Consider the following 14,720-nt stretch of genomic DNA (forward strand, 5'->3'; position numbering starts at 1 on the left):
CAGTACAACACCCGCAGGCCGCACTCGGCGCTCGGCTATAGGCCCCCGGCGCCGGGGGCCTATAGCCCTGTCAAAAACCCAGTTTCTCGGCCTCAGGTTGTGATGTAAACTCTCTCACAAGGATTGGTACAAAATCTCGGGCGGGTCACTGCCGTCAAGAGATATGGCCGTATATTGTGAACGGCTACACACCGGAACAACAGCGAGAGAACATAAGAGGGGCTTCTAAGCTGATTGATAAGATTGCCGACCACTATCTGTGGGCCAGACCCGAAGGCGGAAGATTTTTTATAAATGACGATGGTGCGTTCTATAGGCCGGAGGATCGTAATATTCAATTTGTGTGGTTCATCGATTAGTCATATCCGCAGCATTTACCCAAGATTTTCTAATGTCCCAGACGGGATGATCGCGTTGTGTCCAAATCCACATCAATATATTCGTTCCCTGGTTAAGTAGTTGCCGGCAGAAGATAAAGGCCCGTCCAGCAATGGGGCACTTCGTGCTGAGCCGGAAGGCAGAAGACAATGAATGATCATATACGAAGAGGAAATGAGGCGATGAGAAACGGTGACTATAGAATAGCGCTGGCCGAGTATAATGCCGCGCTCGATGATCCCGACGAAAAAGTAAAGCAGATAGCCAAAAATCGTATACAGGAGATAGAACTCGATTTAACACCTGTCTTGACCGCTGCTTTCAGCCGATGCTACCACAGAAAAGCGTGCTCTCATTTCGATCTTTCTAGAAACACAGATTTCAAACCGCAATACTGGTATTAGTTTCAAGCACTATCCAGGGGGTTCGATCCCTGTCCAATGTGTAAGCCACCATAGACGCACTTATGGGCGAGCTATAAATAATGACATGTGCCTGAAGCCCTGACCGTTTATCCAGATCAGGAAAAACTGAAGCGGAAATACTCGGCGTGTGGGTCATCACGCGCTATGGTGTCCTGCGATTCGATGGCGTCTTCGGAGGGATTGTCACCCGTTGGACGTTGGAACCAAGCTGGTGGATTACTTTCCTGTGGCCTTGAAGTCGAGGACCTTCAACTGGTAGGGGAGTTTCTTGTCGTTGACGATGTCGCCGCTGGCGATCACTTCCTGGCCAAGCGCCAGCTTCGCGGAGTCGGCGGTCAGCGCGTATCTATCTTTCCCTGCCACCAAGACCAGGCCCGTTTCCTGCTTCTCCACTTTGCCGCGCGCCTGCACATGAAACTTCAAGACGGTGACGCTGGATTGGGCCACGGCTTCCCGCAGCAGAGCGGGCTGGAAGCTGGCGTTCGGTTTGTAGAGCACCACGAACTGCTGGCGCTCGATGCTGATGGTTACTTTGTCAACGCCTTCCAGGCGTTTTAGCGCGATCTCCATGACCGCGGCGCAGCTGGGTCAGGTGATGCCTTGCGCATCGGCGACCACTCGCTCCACTTGCGCGTGCGCTGCTGGGATGAGCGTGCCGCTGGCCAATACCATGAGCAACGCGAAAGTGGCGAGCGGGTTCCCGAATCGAAGCTGCATGAATTTCTCCTCACTTCCATCCTACGCCCACAAGAACGCCTGCAGCTACCGGTAACGGAGCCAGAGCGCGATCCATGCGCCGATCACGGCTAGGTTGATCAGTACGCTGGTGAACAGAATGGCTTTGATGCCCCAGGTGCGAAGCGTCTTTGGCCGACGCACGTATATCGCAATCTGATAAGCCAGCGACCCCAGCGCCAGCACAAAGAACACCGGCTGCAGCTTCTCCAGCCAGAACAGACATCCGGCACTGAGCAATCCAAACATTCCAAGTCCTGCCAGGACTTGCGGGAGCACTCATCAGCTCGGCGTTAGCAGTCCTGCGAAGATCGCTAGAATCCCTACTCGTTTTGGATCCATGTTTTTCATCGATACCAAGCTATCTACTCCACGACCTCGTCGATTATCAAATACAGGAAGCACATTCATTCTAGGAACCGGCCGGAGCGGCTGTCAAGGAATGATCGAAAAGTGTTTCTGTTGCCAGCACCGGTGCGGGCGACATGCAACACTCATTCAGTTTAGTAGATGCGGATTTTCCTGAAATGGATTCCGCACGGCCCCCATCGGTATCCAGTCGTCACCCAATAGACAGAGGCTACGCAGAGCTGCTTTCGAGCCAGTTAAGAGCAGTCGGGAATGGTCCTGTGAGTGGATCGATTACAAGGCGGAGAGTTCGTCGAGCACAGTGCGCTCTTCGCTGTTGAACTGGCTCTGATATTCTTCGCTGGTCATGCGCTTCCCGCGCACCTCCGGGGACATGTCACGCAAGCTGCGGAACTCTTCGAGCACAGCCATCCGGCGTTGCGGCGAAAGAACGCGCCAGTGCTTCTCGTAAATTTCTCGCGCCTTGCGCTGCTGCTCGGGGCGCATGTTTCTAAACACGGAGAGCCGACGGTCCAATGCCCTGCGCTGATCAAGGGGCATTTCCAGCAGCATCCGCAGACGCTCGCGCAGTTCGGCCTGCCGCTCGGGGGTGAGTTCCTGGAAGCGGCGGTTATTTTCGAGCACGCGCTCGCGGTCCGCGGGCTTCATGTTGCGTAGCCGCTCCAACATGCGCGGTGGAAGCGGCGGGCGCGCGTCTGGACGATTATTGAGTCGGCCAGCCGGTCCACGAGGTTCGCGTTGGCCCCCTCCCCGCCTTTCGCCTGCACGAGTGTCGGGAGGCCCAGCTTGCCAGAAAGCCATCCACAGCGGCTCAGCCTGATCTGACTGCTGATCCGAAAAGTAGTAGGACAGAGTCAGGTCTTCAGCAGTCGGCAGCTCAGTTTGCGACTTGGGCTGAGCTGCAAAGAGAGGAGCCCCGAGGGAGACAACGAGGGAGACCCCGAGGACGGCAATGGCAATCGCATTGTAAATCATCCTCAGGGTCATGGCGTTGGGCCTTTCATTTCCTGCAATACCTCATCCTGCAATACTTCGAAATTGCGGAGCATCTCCCAGTCCTCAAGGACCAGCAGGTCCTGATACAGGGCGATATCTTCATAGCCGTCAAGTGTAGCGACCACGGGACCGCCTGTTTGCCCTGAATCATCCAGCGCTGTTGATCCAGGGAAATAGCGAACCACGGAAAATGCCGCGATCATCACAACGGCTAGAGCACTGGGCAGCGCAGGCCGGGCAAGCGGAGCGAGAAAGGCTGCCGCAAAACGGCTCCACATTGATGTTGCGGGGGATGTTGCGGGGGATGCTGTGGGGGATATTGTCGCAGGCTCCTCCGAACGAATGCGTTGCAGCACCATCTGGTCAAACGAGGTGGATGGCTGAATGGCGGGCCATGAATCGAGCAGGAGGCTTACGTGGCTCACGTCGCCGGAAAATTCGCGCAAGCGGGCAGTGCACGGAACGCATCCGGAGAGGTGAGCCTCCAGCGAGGAGCGGGCACCGGCAGCAAGCGTGCCATCCACATAGTCGATGGCCAGATTTTCAAGGTCAACGCATTTCATAATCATTTCCCTCCCACCAGATGAGCCAGACGCACTCGCAAGGCCTCGTATGCGCGAAACAGGAGCGACTTGACCGCCGATTCCGAGCAGCCGAGCGCCGCGGCGATCTGTCGGTAATCAAGCTCCTGATACTTATGCAGGATCACTGCGGTCCGCTGATTCTCCGGCAACTCCGCCACGGCTCTGCGCACTTCCCAACCAAGCGAGCCGGCGACAAGCTGCTCCTCCGCTGTCGGCTCGGGTGAGCGCAGGCTTCGCGATACGGCGTTCTCCGGATCGTCCAGCGGCTCCATGTTCCGGGCACGACGACCATCGCGCAGATGATTGAGCGCGACGTTCGTGGCGATGCAATACAGCCAGGTGGTGAACTTGGCGCTGACTTCATACTTTTCCCGTGCGCGATAGACGCGCAGGAACACGTCCTGCGAAAGTTCCTCGGCGATGGCGGCGTTGTGAACCATACGATACAGAAAGCCCACAATTGGATCGCGGTGCCGGGACAGCAGTCCGGCGAAGGCAGCTTCGTCTCCCGACTTTACCAGCAGCATCAACTCAGTGTCGTTGGGTGGTTCTCCGACGACAAGTTTCGCGACAGTCCCAGTTTTCACCACGGCGCTGACAGCGCCCACTGCCACAGCTTCCATACAATGTATTAAACCCTATTCCTGACAGTAAGTTTCGAATCTTTTTGCTAGTTTGGTGTCCCGAGAGTAACGATGGATCGCAATGCCAGGGATGTTCGGGATAGAGGCGCGGAGGTATGTGAACCTACTCGACCGGACTCCTGTAACTTATTGGGAATACGACTGTTGTGGCTATCGGCTTTGCGCCTGAATTTCCGCCAGGATGGTGTCCAGGCGTTTGAGCGACGCGGTGGCCCCTCCAAATCGTGACGCAAGGTAGAGGTCTGTAAAGCGATCCACAGGAATTCGCAGCGGGTCTGCAAGAGATTTGGCGAACTCTCGTGCCGTTTGATGCGGAGGTTTAGTCGATCCCCGTTCGGCCAAAGTTTGGAGCAGGCTCAAATAGACCAGTGTGGCATCCTCCGGTCTGGATTCCCCCAGCCGGGCGCGCCGACGCATGGACCAGTGCCGCCACATCCGAACGATGGCACCGCGACCAAACAGTATGGCCCAGGCTGCCGCAAGAATGGATACAACGACCGGAAGCCATCCGACCTGTGTCGCTCCTTGTTCAGCCTTGCCACGCAGGAAAGCAAGCAGATTCTTGTATTGATCGTTGAAATACTCCCGGGAATCCCGCCGAGCGCCGCGCGACGTGCGCTCAATCTGGCGAGCCAGGGTGGCCTGATGCACGAAATCGTAGTTGATTACCCACTCCTCCCAGAAGGTTCGGAAGGCATCCATGTAGAGCGTGAGCCGCCCCAGCGTCGGTACTTCGGAAGTCCGTCCTGCTGCTGGAGTGGGATCGAAACTGATCCAGCCATAGGTGGGGAAATAAACTTCCACCCAGCTATGCGCATCGCTGGCCCGGACCGTGTAATGATCGGATACGTCATTGTAACTGCCTTGCAGAAAGCCATTCACCAGACGAGTGGGTATGCCCTGAGAGCGCAGCATCACGGTCATGGCCGAGGCGAAAAACTCGCAGTGTCCGGCTCGGGATTCAAACAGGAAATAAGCGATTGGATCGTCCGGCGTCGCGGTCGGCAGGTTCAGCGTGTACCCATATTGGGATTGCAGATACTTCTCGACTGCACTGGCCTTATCAAAATTATTTTCCGATGAGGCGGTAACTGTGGCTGCCAGCTCGCGCACGCGCGGATCCGTTTCAGGTAACTGTAGAAATGCCGCAGTGATTTCCGCTGGAATCCTCGATAGGGTTGGGGCGCGCAGCATATTCGCGGTGGGCTGCGCAATATCAGAGATAGCCGAGTAGCGCGTAATGGCGCCGGGATTGGGCGGCATGTAAATACTGCCGGATTCATCCTGTCGCAAAACTCTGAACGAGCCACTCACTTCGAGTGTCTGGGGAACCAGAAAAATCACATCCGTTGAAAGCGGCTGCAACTTGATGGTGTAATCCAGCTGCTGCGGTGGCAGGCCAGGATGGGCAAGTTCACGGCGGAAAGTGAAAATACGGTTGCCAGGAATTGCCTGGGTGGCGTCGGAGGGATTGGACCATCGCTTTCCGTCAAAATTGCTCAATCCCACGCCACGCCATTTAACGCTTTGGAACGGATTCAGACCCGGCGCGCTGACATGCATCACGACGTCGGAAGATTGCTTGATCCTGCCGATCTGTCCGAGTTCAACCTCATCGGAGAACCCGGTCATACGGTCGCCGGGGCGGGCCAGGGAACTGAAGTATCCGCGGCGGGCGCGAGGCAGGACGAAGAAGAGCGCTACCGAAAGCAGCGTTACCCCAAAACAGATCAACGCGGCGGTAGATCCCAGCGCGGTGCCCAGCCTGACTTCGGTGGCCGTCAGTTGAGGTGCCGCTACGCGGTCCCGGGCGCGCTTGATCTCAAAACTGGTAAAGGTGCAAATCGCCAGAAACACAAATACGCAAAACAGCACCAGGAACGAAGTCTGGATGGTCAGTGTGGATGCCGCCAGCATCTGGGCAAAGGCCAGAGCCGATAGATAGACATAGTCGCGCGTCTGATGGGCGGAGAACAACTTAACGGCGGCCAGAAAGAATAACAAGTGGATGGTGGCCAGCAGCACGCGTTCAAATATATTGACGGCTCCGGCTTCCAGCACGACGATATCAATCAGGAAAAATGGGATGTAAGTGATCGCCAGAGTCTTGACGAGACCAGGGGAAAAACCCCAACATCGTCGGCGTGCGAGCATGATGGCCCGGATGGCGAGAGGGACCGCCATGACCGTTGTGGTGAAGGAGTCCAATTGACCCGTGAAGGTCAGCGTCAGGAATCCAGTGGCCAGCAGGCTGAAAAGGGAAATCGCGAAGAAGCGGTCAATCGGATCCGCACCAGCCTGAAGCGAGACCAGCGAAGAATAGGATTGCGGATGAGCGGGTTGTGCGATTGCGTGAGCCATTCAGGATTCCATAGGCTTTCCAGGAATGATGAGACGATGCGCTAGTTGGATCTGGGAATCATTCCCCTGCTATATTCATACACACAATTCTTGCCGCTGCGCTTGGCGCTGTATAGGGCTTGGTCGCTGGATTCAAGCATATCCTGAAAGCTCGGGAAGTCCTGCAGCTCGGTGCTGGAAACTCCGATGCTGATGGAAGCGAGTGTCCGGTGACGGCCCTGGGTATAGGCTCCATCGGAGACGGCGGTGCGCAGACGTTCAGCAAGCACCAAGCCGGTCTCGGTGTCCGTATTGGGAGCAAGCAGAACAAACTCCTCGCCGCCATAACGGGCTAGGATGTCCACGCGACGCGTGCGCGATTTCAGCCGGGCCGCTGTTTCCTTCAATACGTAATCGCCCAGCAAGTGCCCGAAGGTGTCATTGACCTCTTTGAAATTATCGAGATCGAGCATCATCAGTGTCGCTGGTTTCTTATAACGCCGGTATTCCTCCCAAATGCGTTGCGCCACCTGGAAGAAATAGTAGCGATTGTAAAGTCCGGTCATTTGATCGGTCGCCGCCACTTGCTCCAGCCGCGTGTTGGCATCCGACAACTCTTTTTGCTTGCGTTCGAGCTCCAGGTTCAGATTGATGATTTCAAGCAGGGAGGCCAGGTCCGCGGACCGTTCCCGGGCAATTCCGCCGATTAGCTGTTGTCCAAAGATCTTTTCCGATAGCGGGAAAAACGTGTAGTTCAGCGTAGTTATTTTTCCATCGGGAGTAAGATGATGCAGCTCGGTGTGGCGACTGCCTTGGAGCAAGAAATCCTGGAGATCCTTAATACGGATCACGGAAACCTCATCCAATATGTCGAGTAGGCTACGGCCTTCCGCTTTCGTTTCCGGGCAGAAGCGCGCCTCAAAACTTGGATTGGCGTAGAGGATTCTCCACTGAGTATCGAAAATGATGGCGTAGTCGGGACAGTTCTTGAAAAACTCAAGCGACGAAGGGGCTTGCTTGGACTCTGTTGTTTGTGGGTCAGGCATAACAACCATTCGCCGAGCAATCCTCTGACTGTAAAGATATGCTTCGTATCAGCCAGTCTTGGTAACCATCTTTAGCTGGCACGGAGTGGAAGCTCCTACTGCACCTTTTCTGGCGCGAACTTCAGCTCCAGTTGCGCGAATACCTCGCTTTGCAGATCATCATCCGGCCGGCTGATGAAGTCAATCCAGCCAAACTTAAGCAGCATCGGCCGGTCCTCGATCTGCGCCACTACACCGAGGAACTCGCGCGTCGAATCGACGAAGACAGTAATAAACTGCATGTCAGAATTAAACTTCTTGAGGATGGGAACCAAGCGACCGCGAACCCGGTCCAGCCGTTCGGAACTTAATTGCATTAAGGCCACCTCAGAGATAAGCTCTTATGCGGAGCCTATACGGCAAAAGATCAATAACTGCCAGACTAATATAGGGTTAGATACACAAGACCCACGGATAAAATTCTAGCACACAATGTAACTGCAGTTGCATAGTTCAATTCTCCGGAGATAGATTAGGTAATGCGGTGCCAGTGGCTTCCCGCGCCATCGCCGCACTACGCAATATTCACAAATTGGCATAAGTCGAAAGTTACTAGAACTCGCATGATTCCTCTGTGGGACAATGTGCCCCGAAAACGATTTCCCCTGGTTACCCTGGCGGTCATCCTGGTCAACTGCGCGGTGTTCTTACGCGAGATCGCCGTGCCGGCCGAGCAAGCCGGGATGGTAATCCAAACCTTCGCGCTGATTCCTGCCCGTACCGCCGGGTATCTTGTCGGCGAGCCAGGCAGCTTCAACACTTCCATCCTGACGCTGCTGACTTCCATGTTCATGCATGGCGGGTGGATGCATCTCATCGGCAATATGTGGTTCCTGTGGATCTACGGCGATAATGTGGAAGATCGCATTGGCCAGGGGAGATACATTTTGCTGTATCTCGCCGGCGGACTGGCCGGTGGCGCGGCTCACGTTTATTTTCAACCCGATTCCACTGTGCCCACGCTCGGCGCCAGCGGTGCCATTGCCGCCGTGATGGGTGCGTATCTCATCACTTTTCCCAAAGCGAAGATTCTGACGCTGGTGCCACTATTAATCTTTCTGGTCCGCTGGGAGCTTCCCGCCTATGTCATTTTGATTTACTGGTTGGTGCTGCAGACGTTCAGCGGCGTCGCCTCGCTCGCCGCCGCGGACTCTTCCATGCAGGGCGGGGTGGCATGGATGGCGCACGTGGGTGGCTTTCTGGCGGGCATCCCCCTGATGATCCTGCTGCGCAGTCCCAGGCGATCCAGCCGGAGAGCCGCGTAACGAAATCATGAACCCGATGGAATGGACCTGAAGGCAGGCATGAGCATCCACTGGCTTGGCAAATGGTTGGGATGGGAAAAGAATTTCGGTGATGCCTCGCGTGCTCCGGAGGTGCGCGTATACACCCGGGCGAACTGCCATCTCTGCGAGGAAGCCAAGGCCCTGCTCAAGAATTTACAGCGGGAAGAGCCGTTTGCTTTTGAAGAGGTTGATATAGATGGCGACCCCGAACTGCGCCAGCGCTACAATGACGACGTGCCTGTGATTTACGTTCACGGACGAAAGGCTTTCAAACACCGCATTGATGGGAGGACATTTCTGAAGAGTCTGCGTGCGGGCCGTCGCGCATAGCGTAGCCAGAACTCAGCCCGGGCGAGCGGGCTAATAGCGGGACTACATGCTGCTTTCGTCCTGAGTATAGGTGTAGCCGGGCAGCGTGGAGAGGTCGCCCTGCTTTTCCACCTTCACGCGCAGAACCTGCTCGCCTTTGGTGTTGCGCAGCATGGCATAGGTGGCGAATACTTCGCTGTATAGCTTGGTTACCAGATAGGTGTCACCGGTATCGTTTTTCCGCCACACCTGGCCCAATAAAATTTTCTTGACCGCCACACGACCTCCGTTGCTTCGCGGTCCAAATCTTAAACTACAGCAGATTTTAACGAACTCAATTAATGTACCACAACCGCACCTTGCGGGCCTTTGGTTCGGTGATGATAAGCCGTGATTCGCTGGCGCACAATGTTGAGAGCGCATATTCCCGTTGACTTGCGCGATGGACGGGACTGATGGAAGGGACTAATGGAAGGGACTAGCGATGCGAAATAAATTGGCAAGCTTATTGGCGGTGGTTTTGGTTTGGATGGGCACCGTATCCGTTAGTCAGTCGCAGACTCCCGCGCCCGCGCAGGCAGAAGAAGAGAGTCCGATTCAGGACAACGGATTCCTGGTGGAAGAGGCCTACAATCAGGAGGACGGCGTCGTCCAACACGCCAGCCTGCTGAACTACTTCCGGGACAGCAAGGATTGGAACTACGGTTTCACGCAGGAGTGGCCGCTCCCCTTCGATTGGCGCCACCAGTTTAGCTACACGCTCTCGGCGGTCCGGCCCGGTGCGTTGCCAGATGATGGACCCGGCTTCGGCGATGTGGCGCTCAATTACCGTTACCAGCTAGTGGGCAGCGGGAAGGACCGTGTCGCCGTCGCCCCGCGATTATCCCTCTTCCTGCCCTCGGGCGATTCCAGGCAGGGAAGGGGATTCGGTGGCACGGGCTATCAGGTGAATCTGCCTCTCAGCATCCAGCACAACAAATGGATTGTCTCTCATTGGAATGTTGGCGGAACGCTGGTGCCCGACGCCAGGAACCTGGCGGGCGACCAGGCCCGAACTACCGGATTTAATTTCGGGAAAAGTCTCATCCTGCTGGCGCATCCGAACCTGAACTTAATGCTGGAAACGATTTGGACAGGGCAACAAGCCGTTGCTGGTCCAGGCAGAACTGATTCCGGCCATGCGCTGTTCATCAGTCCCGGCGTGCGCTGGGCGCATAATTTTGAGAGCGGATTGCAGATCGTCCCCGGCGTGGCACTGGCCTTTGGCGCAGGACCCAGCAAGGACGAAAAAATCCTGGTGTTCTACCTGAGCTTCGAACATCCCTTCAAGAGCGCGGATTGATTCAGACCATTTTTACAGTTGCCTGATTAGAGCCCCGACCGCCAGGGAGGGGACACGCTCGCCGATTCCCAGACCGTTGCAGGTGCCCCCTCCCTGGCGGTCGGGGCTCTGATACACCCAAAGTAAATATTGGCTAGAAGCGAGCATTCATCCACTTCTGCAGATAATCAAAGAAATTTTTTACCGTGTTGGAATACTGGCCGGGCGTGGATTCGCATTCCACACAAGGTGTGATGCCGTGCGTGGCTCCCTCAATGATCACGAAATCCTTGTCTTTGCTGGCCGCCATCTCGTAGTGAATCTCGTTATCGCGGATGAAGTAATGCCCGCCCATCGTAGTAATGAGCACCGGCACCGAAATCTGCCGCACCGCGCAAGGCACCGAGTTGTTGCTCGAACACCAGTCGATGCCGTCCATGGCGTCTGTCGAGCGCACGGCGTTGGCGCCCAGGAATGACCGGATGGTCAGCAGTCGCGTGCCTCCCTGGAATGTACCGTTCGATTCCCGCATCCCCTTTGTCGGCTTCCGCACGCTCTCCACGATCTGCGTGGAAATGGTCCCATCGTTCTTCAAGAGCTTTTGCGGTTTGACCGTCGCGTGGTGGATGCTGGAGTCCATCTCCATCAGCCGCGCGCCAATTCCGCGCACCACCAGGAAAGCATCGTCATCAGGGTAGATGTCCTTGCCGGCCTTCATTTGTTTCCGGCGCTCCAATGCCGTGGCGATCAAACGGTTCATCCGATCGGACTGTGCCTTGAAATATTTATTGCGAAACGCTTCCGAATAACTAGCCGAGCCATCGGGGCGATATCCATTGCGAGGATTGAAAGGATCCAGGTCGGGATTGATGCGCGCAGGGTCTTTTTCGTCCAGCATGGCGGGGTTCAGGCTGCGCACGGCGTTGGCTGGGTTCGACGGATGAGCATCGACGAAGATCATGCCATCCGCTTTGGGCAGTCCCGCCAGATTATTCCCGCACTCGAGTAATTTGTTCGCGCCCTGGCAGTAGGACGGCCCCTTCTCCGCCACCGCCTGATAAAAACTCATTGACGACCCGCCGCCGCTGTGTCCGAACAGAACAATCTTGGTGATGCCGGGCTGCTTCTTCAAGAACTCGACACCTTCTTTAATATCGAGCGGAATCTCCTCCCAATCCACGGCGGCCTCATTGTTGTCCGAGCGTGGATTCATCCCCAATACAAGGAAACCTCGTTTGGCCAGCTCCTTGGTGCCCAAGTGTCCGAGGAAGTTAGAGGTGCGATGTATGAGGATCACGCCCACATGCGGCGCCGGCCCCGAGTCCGGCTTATAGAGCGCCCCCTTTGCCGCGCCGCGAAACTGAATGTATTGCGGATTGCTCTGACTCATCGCCAGCGGCGCGCCAGCAAGAATCGCAAATATCGCCGCCAGCAGCGAAAGCCTCCTGAACTGAAAGAGATTCCAAGTCGTCATATGCACCTCAATGAATGTGAAGTTGCCTGATTGCGTCGCGGGGGCATGATATCAGAACAAATGCGGCGACGGAGCCTATTCTAATATTTTTAATCGGAGAAATCGGTGTAATCTGCGGATCAGTCTTATGGTTTGCGAGCAACGATCATGAACCGATCGAGATGAACCTGCAGGCAATTGGCTGCAAAGCCTGCCGCTGACAACCACTCCAACTGTTTGGCCAGCGTCGCCGGAGAATGGCCCTTGGCGTGTTCGTGTTGTTGATGCTCATCGAAGTTGCGGCCTGTGCGCCACGCCGGATTTTGCTCCAGCGCGTTCCATGCCGCTCGGCAGGCATCCAACTCAGCATCCTCAAACGATCTCTTGTCCACAATTAGAAAGTAGCCGCCCTTCTCGATTGTGGCGTACACCCAGGCATAAAGTGCGCGCTGCGCGGCCTGCGGAAGATGATGCAGCACCTGCACCGAGACCGCGATTTGATAGCTGCCCGCCGGCACCATGACCGATGCGAGCTGGGTCAAATCATGTTGAATGGCTTGATATTGATTACTCCATGGCCGCAAGCGATCGCGCGCCAGATTAATCATGGCGGCCGAAGAATCAATGCCCACAATGCGCATATCGCCGCGCTGCTGGAATATCTGCTCTTCCACTCGGCCCGAGCCAAAGCCCAGATCGACGATCCACTTGCCGGACTGGTAGAGGCCGCTCACCATGGCCACCAGCATGTTCACCTGCAATGCCCGCGAGGGATTGGCGTCGGCGATGGCCCGATCCCAGTGGGCGGTGAATTCCGGCTCGTGCCAACGGTCTGCCATGTTCTCAGTCTCACCCCTAACCCAGCCGGATGTCGAGTGATTCATCCTGTTGGAGGCATTCTAGCGCCGCAGGTGAATCGGGTACATTGATGGTAGCCGTCAAGCCTTATGATGGGGAGCGAAACGGATTGAAAGTTTTCACACCAAGCGACGAAAAATCCTTCGCATTACGGGTGGCGATTTGCAAGCCATGGACGAGCGCGGTAGCGGCGATCATGGCATCCTCGGCCAAATGATGCGGACGGCCCTCCATCAGTGTTGCCCATTGGCGGAAGCAGGGTGCGCTCATCGGAAGGATATTTGCGGATTGCTCCATTTGGTCGGCCCACTGTTCGATTTCCTCCGCTTTTTCCGGATCGTTTTTTTTGGTTCTTTCGATTCCCCGCTGGATCTCTCCCAGAGTAACCGCGGAGAGGAACATTTGGTTCAAATGCAATCCGCTGACCCAGTTCACCACACCGCCATGTGGACGAGGCTTGTGCAGCTCGGAAATCACGTTCGTGTCCAACAAGTAGCGGGTCATGAGAATTTAACGGGCGGACGGAGCTTCCAGCCGCGCCGTGGTGGAATCAGATTCTCAAACACGGGTAGCGGGCCCAGCAGCAACTCCTTCAGGTTCGGTCGAGCCCCCTGCTGCATTTGCCGCCACTCCGTGATCGGAACCAGCACCGCCGTTTCGACTCCCCGGCGCGTTACGATCTGCGGCCCCTTCTTGAGGGTGGCGTCGAGAAGCTCGCTGAAGCGCGCCTTCGCGTCCTGCACCTGCCACGAATTCATAACCTAGTTACTCCTTTCAGCAAGTTATACTAACTAGTCATCTGACTAGTCAACCCAATTGAGGTTATCCTTCTGCTGAAGTTTTGCTGGTTGACGCTTATCCACACATCGCTAGAAAGGCTTGGGGGCTTTCATGAAGAAGCCATTTGATGGCCTAATTGGGATTTAGATTTCTTGTAAAAAAGTTCGAGCCGGATATCGTCGACCAGCCCTGCCAGCAAAAGAAGCAGGCCGGGAATAACAAGTGCAATTCGAAGGAAATTCCATGGCGGGCCAAACCCAATCGCCCAACCGGTAGCCAACGCCAAGAGAATTGACCAACCGGAACAATAGAGGGAATGAACCTGGGCACCCCATATCACAAGATTATTTTCAACGGAACCGTTGTTCTCTCTGGCCCTCCACACTTGTACAATTCTCTCCACTTGCGTGTCGCTGAAATTGTAGGTTCTCCAATCCAATTTTTCGTGCCGATGGGCGAATTTAATTGCCAGATACCAAAGCAGTGGATAGGCTAGAGCGCGATGGAGCCGGTGAATCAGAACACCAAGGGCGAGAACTGCTCACCCGCGGCGCGACGATGGAGGAAGTGGCCCGCGTGTTGGGCAATACGGCCAAGGTGGTGGCGGACCATTACGCGCCCTGGTGTCTGGCCCTGCAGAACCGCGTGCGCGACCTGATGACGCAGGTGCATGTGATGGAGGCCACTGAGTCGCGGTTACAAGGTGGTTACAAGAGCAAATCGAAGCTCGGAACCAATTGGAAACAATAAAGAAAAAATGGTGGAGGCGGGGGGAGTTGAACCCCCGTCCGAGTAGGCGCCTGATCGAGAGACTACATGCGTATTCGGTTCGTATTGCCTTCGCGGCTGCCCACATCGAGCCGACAACAGTGAGCAGCTGCTAGTCCGATAAGTCTCGCCCCAACTCCACGGACCGAGGAGCCAGCGCCAGCCTGCAAAAGTGTCGTTGTGTTCCGCCCTACAGGCGAAGCGGGCACAACGTCGCTAACAGTTAAGCAGCGAGGGCCAAATCATAATTGGCAATTAAGTTTGTTTCACACGATTACGGGTGCGTGAACCCCGGCATGCCTCTCTACCCTGCTTCCTTCCCGTCGAACCCGTTTCGCCCCCAGTTCGACCGCTTGCTTTCGGTCCATTACAGTCTCCATTATACGCCC

The 14,720-nt window shown here is 55.8% G+C and carries 17 protein-coding genes and 1 other RNA gene; 4 read left to right on the forward strand and 14 right to left on the reverse strand.

Annotated features, from left to right (window positions below; all coding sequences use genetic code 11):
* Positions 1-1,019: 1,019 nt before the first annotated feature.
* From EXQ56_06845 to EXQ56_06880, 8 genes are all read right to left on the reverse strand, one after another.
* Positions 1,020-1,373 (reverse strand): hypothetical protein, encoded by a 354-nt coding sequence (locus EXQ56_06845; protein ID MSO20172.1) that lies wholly within the window; start codon positions 1,371-1,373, stop codon positions 1,020-1,022.
* Positions 1,374-1,565: 192 nt separating this feature from the next.
* Positions 1,566-1,787 carry a hypothetical protein gene (locus tag EXQ56_06850; GenBank protein MSO20173.1) on the reverse strand — a complete coding sequence of 74 codons (222 nt, stop codon included), beginning with the start codon at positions 1,785-1,787 and terminating at the stop codon, positions 1,566-1,568.
* Between the two features lie 393 nt (positions 1,788-2,180).
* Positions 2,181-2,894, reverse strand: a complete 714-nt coding sequence (locus EXQ56_06855; GenBank protein MSO20174.1) for a DUF3106 domain-containing protein — start codon at positions 2,892-2,894, stop codon at positions 2,181-2,183.
* Positions 2,891-3,472, reverse strand: a complete 582-nt coding sequence (locus EXQ56_06860; protein ID MSO20175.1) for a hypothetical protein — start codon at positions 3,470-3,472, stop codon at positions 2,891-2,893. The genes EXQ56_06855 and EXQ56_06860 overlap by 4 nt, the downstream gene beginning before the upstream one ends.
* Positions 3,469-4,110 carry an RNA polymerase sigma factor gene (locus tag EXQ56_06865; protein MSO20176.1) on the reverse strand — a complete coding sequence of 214 codons (642 nt, stop codon included), beginning with the start codon at positions 4,108-4,110 and terminating at the stop codon, positions 3,469-3,471. Before EXQ56_06865 ends, EXQ56_06860 begins: the two co-directional genes overlap by 4 nt.
* 171 nt (positions 4,111-4,281) lie before the next feature.
* Entirely contained in the window at positions 4,282-6,492 is a 2,211-nt protein-coding gene (locus EXQ56_06870; GenBank protein ID MSO20177.1) for a DUF3488 domain-containing protein, read from the reverse strand.
* 41 nt (positions 6,493-6,533) lie between these two features.
* Positions 6,534-7,526 carry a sensor domain-containing diguanylate cyclase gene (locus tag EXQ56_06875; GenBank protein MSO20178.1) on the reverse strand — a complete coding sequence of 331 codons (993 nt, stop codon included), beginning with the start codon at positions 7,524-7,526 and terminating at the stop codon, positions 6,534-6,536.
* 86 nt (positions 7,527-7,612) lie between these two features.
* Entirely contained in the window at positions 7,613-7,873 is a 261-nt protein-coding gene (locus EXQ56_06880; protein MSO20179.1) for a hypothetical protein, read from the reverse strand.
* 246 nt (positions 7,874-8,119) lie between these two features.
* Between EXQ56_06880 and EXQ56_06885 the strand changes: the two genes are divergently transcribed.
* The gene (locus tag EXQ56_06885) at positions 8,120-8,821 is read left to right on the forward strand and encodes a rhomboid family intramembrane serine protease (GenBank protein MSO20180.1); all 702 of its coding nucleotides are present in this window, start codon (positions 8,120-8,122) and stop codon (positions 8,819-8,821) included.
* Between the two features lie 39 nt (positions 8,822-8,860).
* Positions 8,861-9,172, forward strand: coding sequence for a glutaredoxin family protein (locus EXQ56_06890; protein MSO20181.1), 312 nt, complete (start codon positions 8,861-8,863; stop codon positions 9,170-9,172).
* 42 nt (positions 9,173-9,214) lie between these two features.
* On the opposite strand, the gene EXQ56_06895 is transcribed toward EXQ56_06890, so the two are convergent.
* Positions 9,215-9,430 (reverse strand): hypothetical protein, encoded by a 216-nt coding sequence (locus EXQ56_06895; protein ID MSO20182.1) that lies wholly within the window; start codon positions 9,428-9,430, stop codon positions 9,215-9,217.
* Between the two features lie 250 nt (positions 9,431-9,680).
* On the opposite strand from EXQ56_06895, the gene EXQ56_06900 reads away from it, so the two are divergent.
* Positions 9,681-10,493 carry a transporter gene (locus EXQ56_06900; protein MSO20183.1) on the forward strand — a complete coding sequence of 271 codons (813 nt, stop codon included), beginning with the start codon at positions 9,681-9,683 and terminating at the stop codon, positions 10,491-10,493.
* Between the two features lie 133 nt (positions 10,494-10,626).
* Here EXQ56_06900 and EXQ56_06905 read toward each other — a convergent pair whose 3' ends face one another.
* From EXQ56_06905 to EXQ56_06920, 4 genes are all read right to left on the reverse strand, one after another.
* Positions 10,627-11,946, reverse strand: a complete 1,320-nt coding sequence (locus tag EXQ56_06905; GenBank protein MSO20184.1) for a hypothetical protein — start codon at positions 11,944-11,946, stop codon at positions 10,627-10,629.
* A gap of 125 nt (positions 11,947-12,071) precedes the next feature.
* Positions 12,072-12,809, reverse strand: a complete 738-nt coding sequence (locus tag EXQ56_06910; protein ID MSO20185.1) for a class I SAM-dependent methyltransferase — start codon at positions 12,807-12,809, stop codon at positions 12,072-12,074.
* A gap of 61 nt (positions 12,810-12,870) precedes the next feature.
* On the reverse strand, positions 12,871-13,287 hold the full coding sequence (locus EXQ56_06915; protein ID MSO20186.1) for a type II toxin-antitoxin system VapC family toxin: 417 nt from the start codon (positions 13,285-13,287) through the stop codon (positions 12,871-12,873).
* A complete protein-coding gene (locus tag EXQ56_06920) occupies positions 13,284-13,541 on the reverse strand; it encodes a type II toxin-antitoxin system Phd/YefM family antitoxin (GenBank protein MSO20187.1) in 258 nt (85 codons plus the stop codon). Before EXQ56_06920 ends, EXQ56_06915 begins: the two co-directional genes overlap by 4 nt.
* A gap of 487 nt (positions 13,542-14,028) precedes the next feature.
* Between EXQ56_06920 and EXQ56_06925 the strand changes: the two genes are divergently transcribed.
* Positions 14,029-14,313 (forward strand): hypothetical protein, encoded by a 285-nt coding sequence (locus EXQ56_06925; GenBank protein MSO20188.1) that lies wholly within the window; start codon positions 14,029-14,031, stop codon positions 14,311-14,313.
* An 8-nt stretch (positions 14,314-14,321) separates the two neighbouring features.
* Here EXQ56_06925 and ssrA read toward each other — a convergent pair.
* Positions 14,322-14,673, reverse strand: a transfer-messenger RNA (tmRNA) gene (gene ssrA, locus EXQ56_06930).
* Positions 14,674-14,720 lie beyond the last annotated feature (47 nt).

It is taken from the genome of Acidobacteriota bacterium (genome assembly GCA_009691245.1).
Classification (GTDB): domain Bacteria; phylum Acidobacteriota; class Terriglobia; order 2-12-FULL-54-10; family 2-12-FULL-54-10; genus SHUM01.

What these genes read in the sequence shown, in the direction of transcription:
- EXQ56_06845 (MSO20172.1), bottom strand. Translation starts at nt 1,373, where the DNA reads ATGGAGATCGCGCTAAAACGCCTGGAAGGCGTTGACAAAGTAACCATC.
- EXQ56_06850 (MSO20173.1), bottom strand. Translation starts at nt 1,787, where the DNA reads ATGTTTGGATTGCTCAGTGCCGGATGTCTGTTCTGGCTGGAGAAGCTG.
- EXQ56_06855 (MSO20174.1), bottom strand. Translation starts at nt 2,894, where the DNA reads ATGACCCTGAGGATGATTTACAATGCGATTGCCATTGCCGTCCTCGGG.
- EXQ56_06860 (MSO20175.1), bottom strand. Translation starts at nt 3,472, where the DNA reads ATGATTATGAAATGCGTTGACCTTGAAAATCTGGCCATCGACTATGTG.
- EXQ56_06865 (MSO20176.1), bottom strand. Translation starts at nt 4,110, where the DNA reads ATGGAAGCTGTGGCAGTGGGCGCTGTCAGCGCCGTGGTGAAAACTGGG.
- EXQ56_06870 (MSO20177.1), bottom strand. Translation starts at nt 6,492, where the DNA reads ATGGCTCACGCAATCGCACAACCCGCTCATCCGCAATCCTATTCTTCG.
- EXQ56_06875 (MSO20178.1), bottom strand. Translation starts at nt 7,526, where the DNA reads ATGGTTGTTATGCCTGACCCACAAACAACAGAGTCCAAGCAAGCCCCT.
- EXQ56_06880 (MSO20179.1), bottom strand. Translation starts at nt 7,873, where the DNA reads ATGCAATTAAGTTCCGAACGGCTGGACCGGGTTCGCGGTCGCTTGGTT.
- EXQ56_06885 (MSO20180.1), top strand. Translation starts at nt 8,120, where the DNA reads ATGATTCCTCTGTGGGACAATGTGCCCCGAAAACGATTTCCCCTGGTT.
- EXQ56_06890 (MSO20181.1), top strand. Translation starts at nt 8,861, where the DNA reads ATGAGCATCCACTGGCTTGGCAAATGGTTGGGATGGGAAAAGAATTTC.
- EXQ56_06900 (MSO20183.1), top strand. Translation starts at nt 9,681, where the DNA reads ATGGGCACCGTATCCGTTAGTCAGTCGCAGACTCCCGCGCCCGCGCAG.
- EXQ56_06905 (MSO20184.1), bottom strand. Translation starts at nt 11,946, where the DNA reads ATGACGACTTGGAATCTCTTTCAGTTCAGGAGGCTTTCGCTGCTGGCG.
- EXQ56_06910 (MSO20185.1), bottom strand. Translation starts at nt 12,809, where the DNA reads ATGAATCACTCGACATCCGGCTGGGTTAGGGGTGAGACTGAGAACATG.
- EXQ56_06915 (MSO20186.1), bottom strand. Translation starts at nt 13,287, where the DNA reads ATGACCCGCTACTTGTTGGACACGAACGTGATTTCCGAGCTGCACAAG.
- EXQ56_06920 (MSO20187.1), bottom strand. Translation starts at nt 13,541, where the DNA reads ATGAATTCGTGGCAGGTGCAGGACGCGAAGGCGCGCTTCAGCGAGCTT.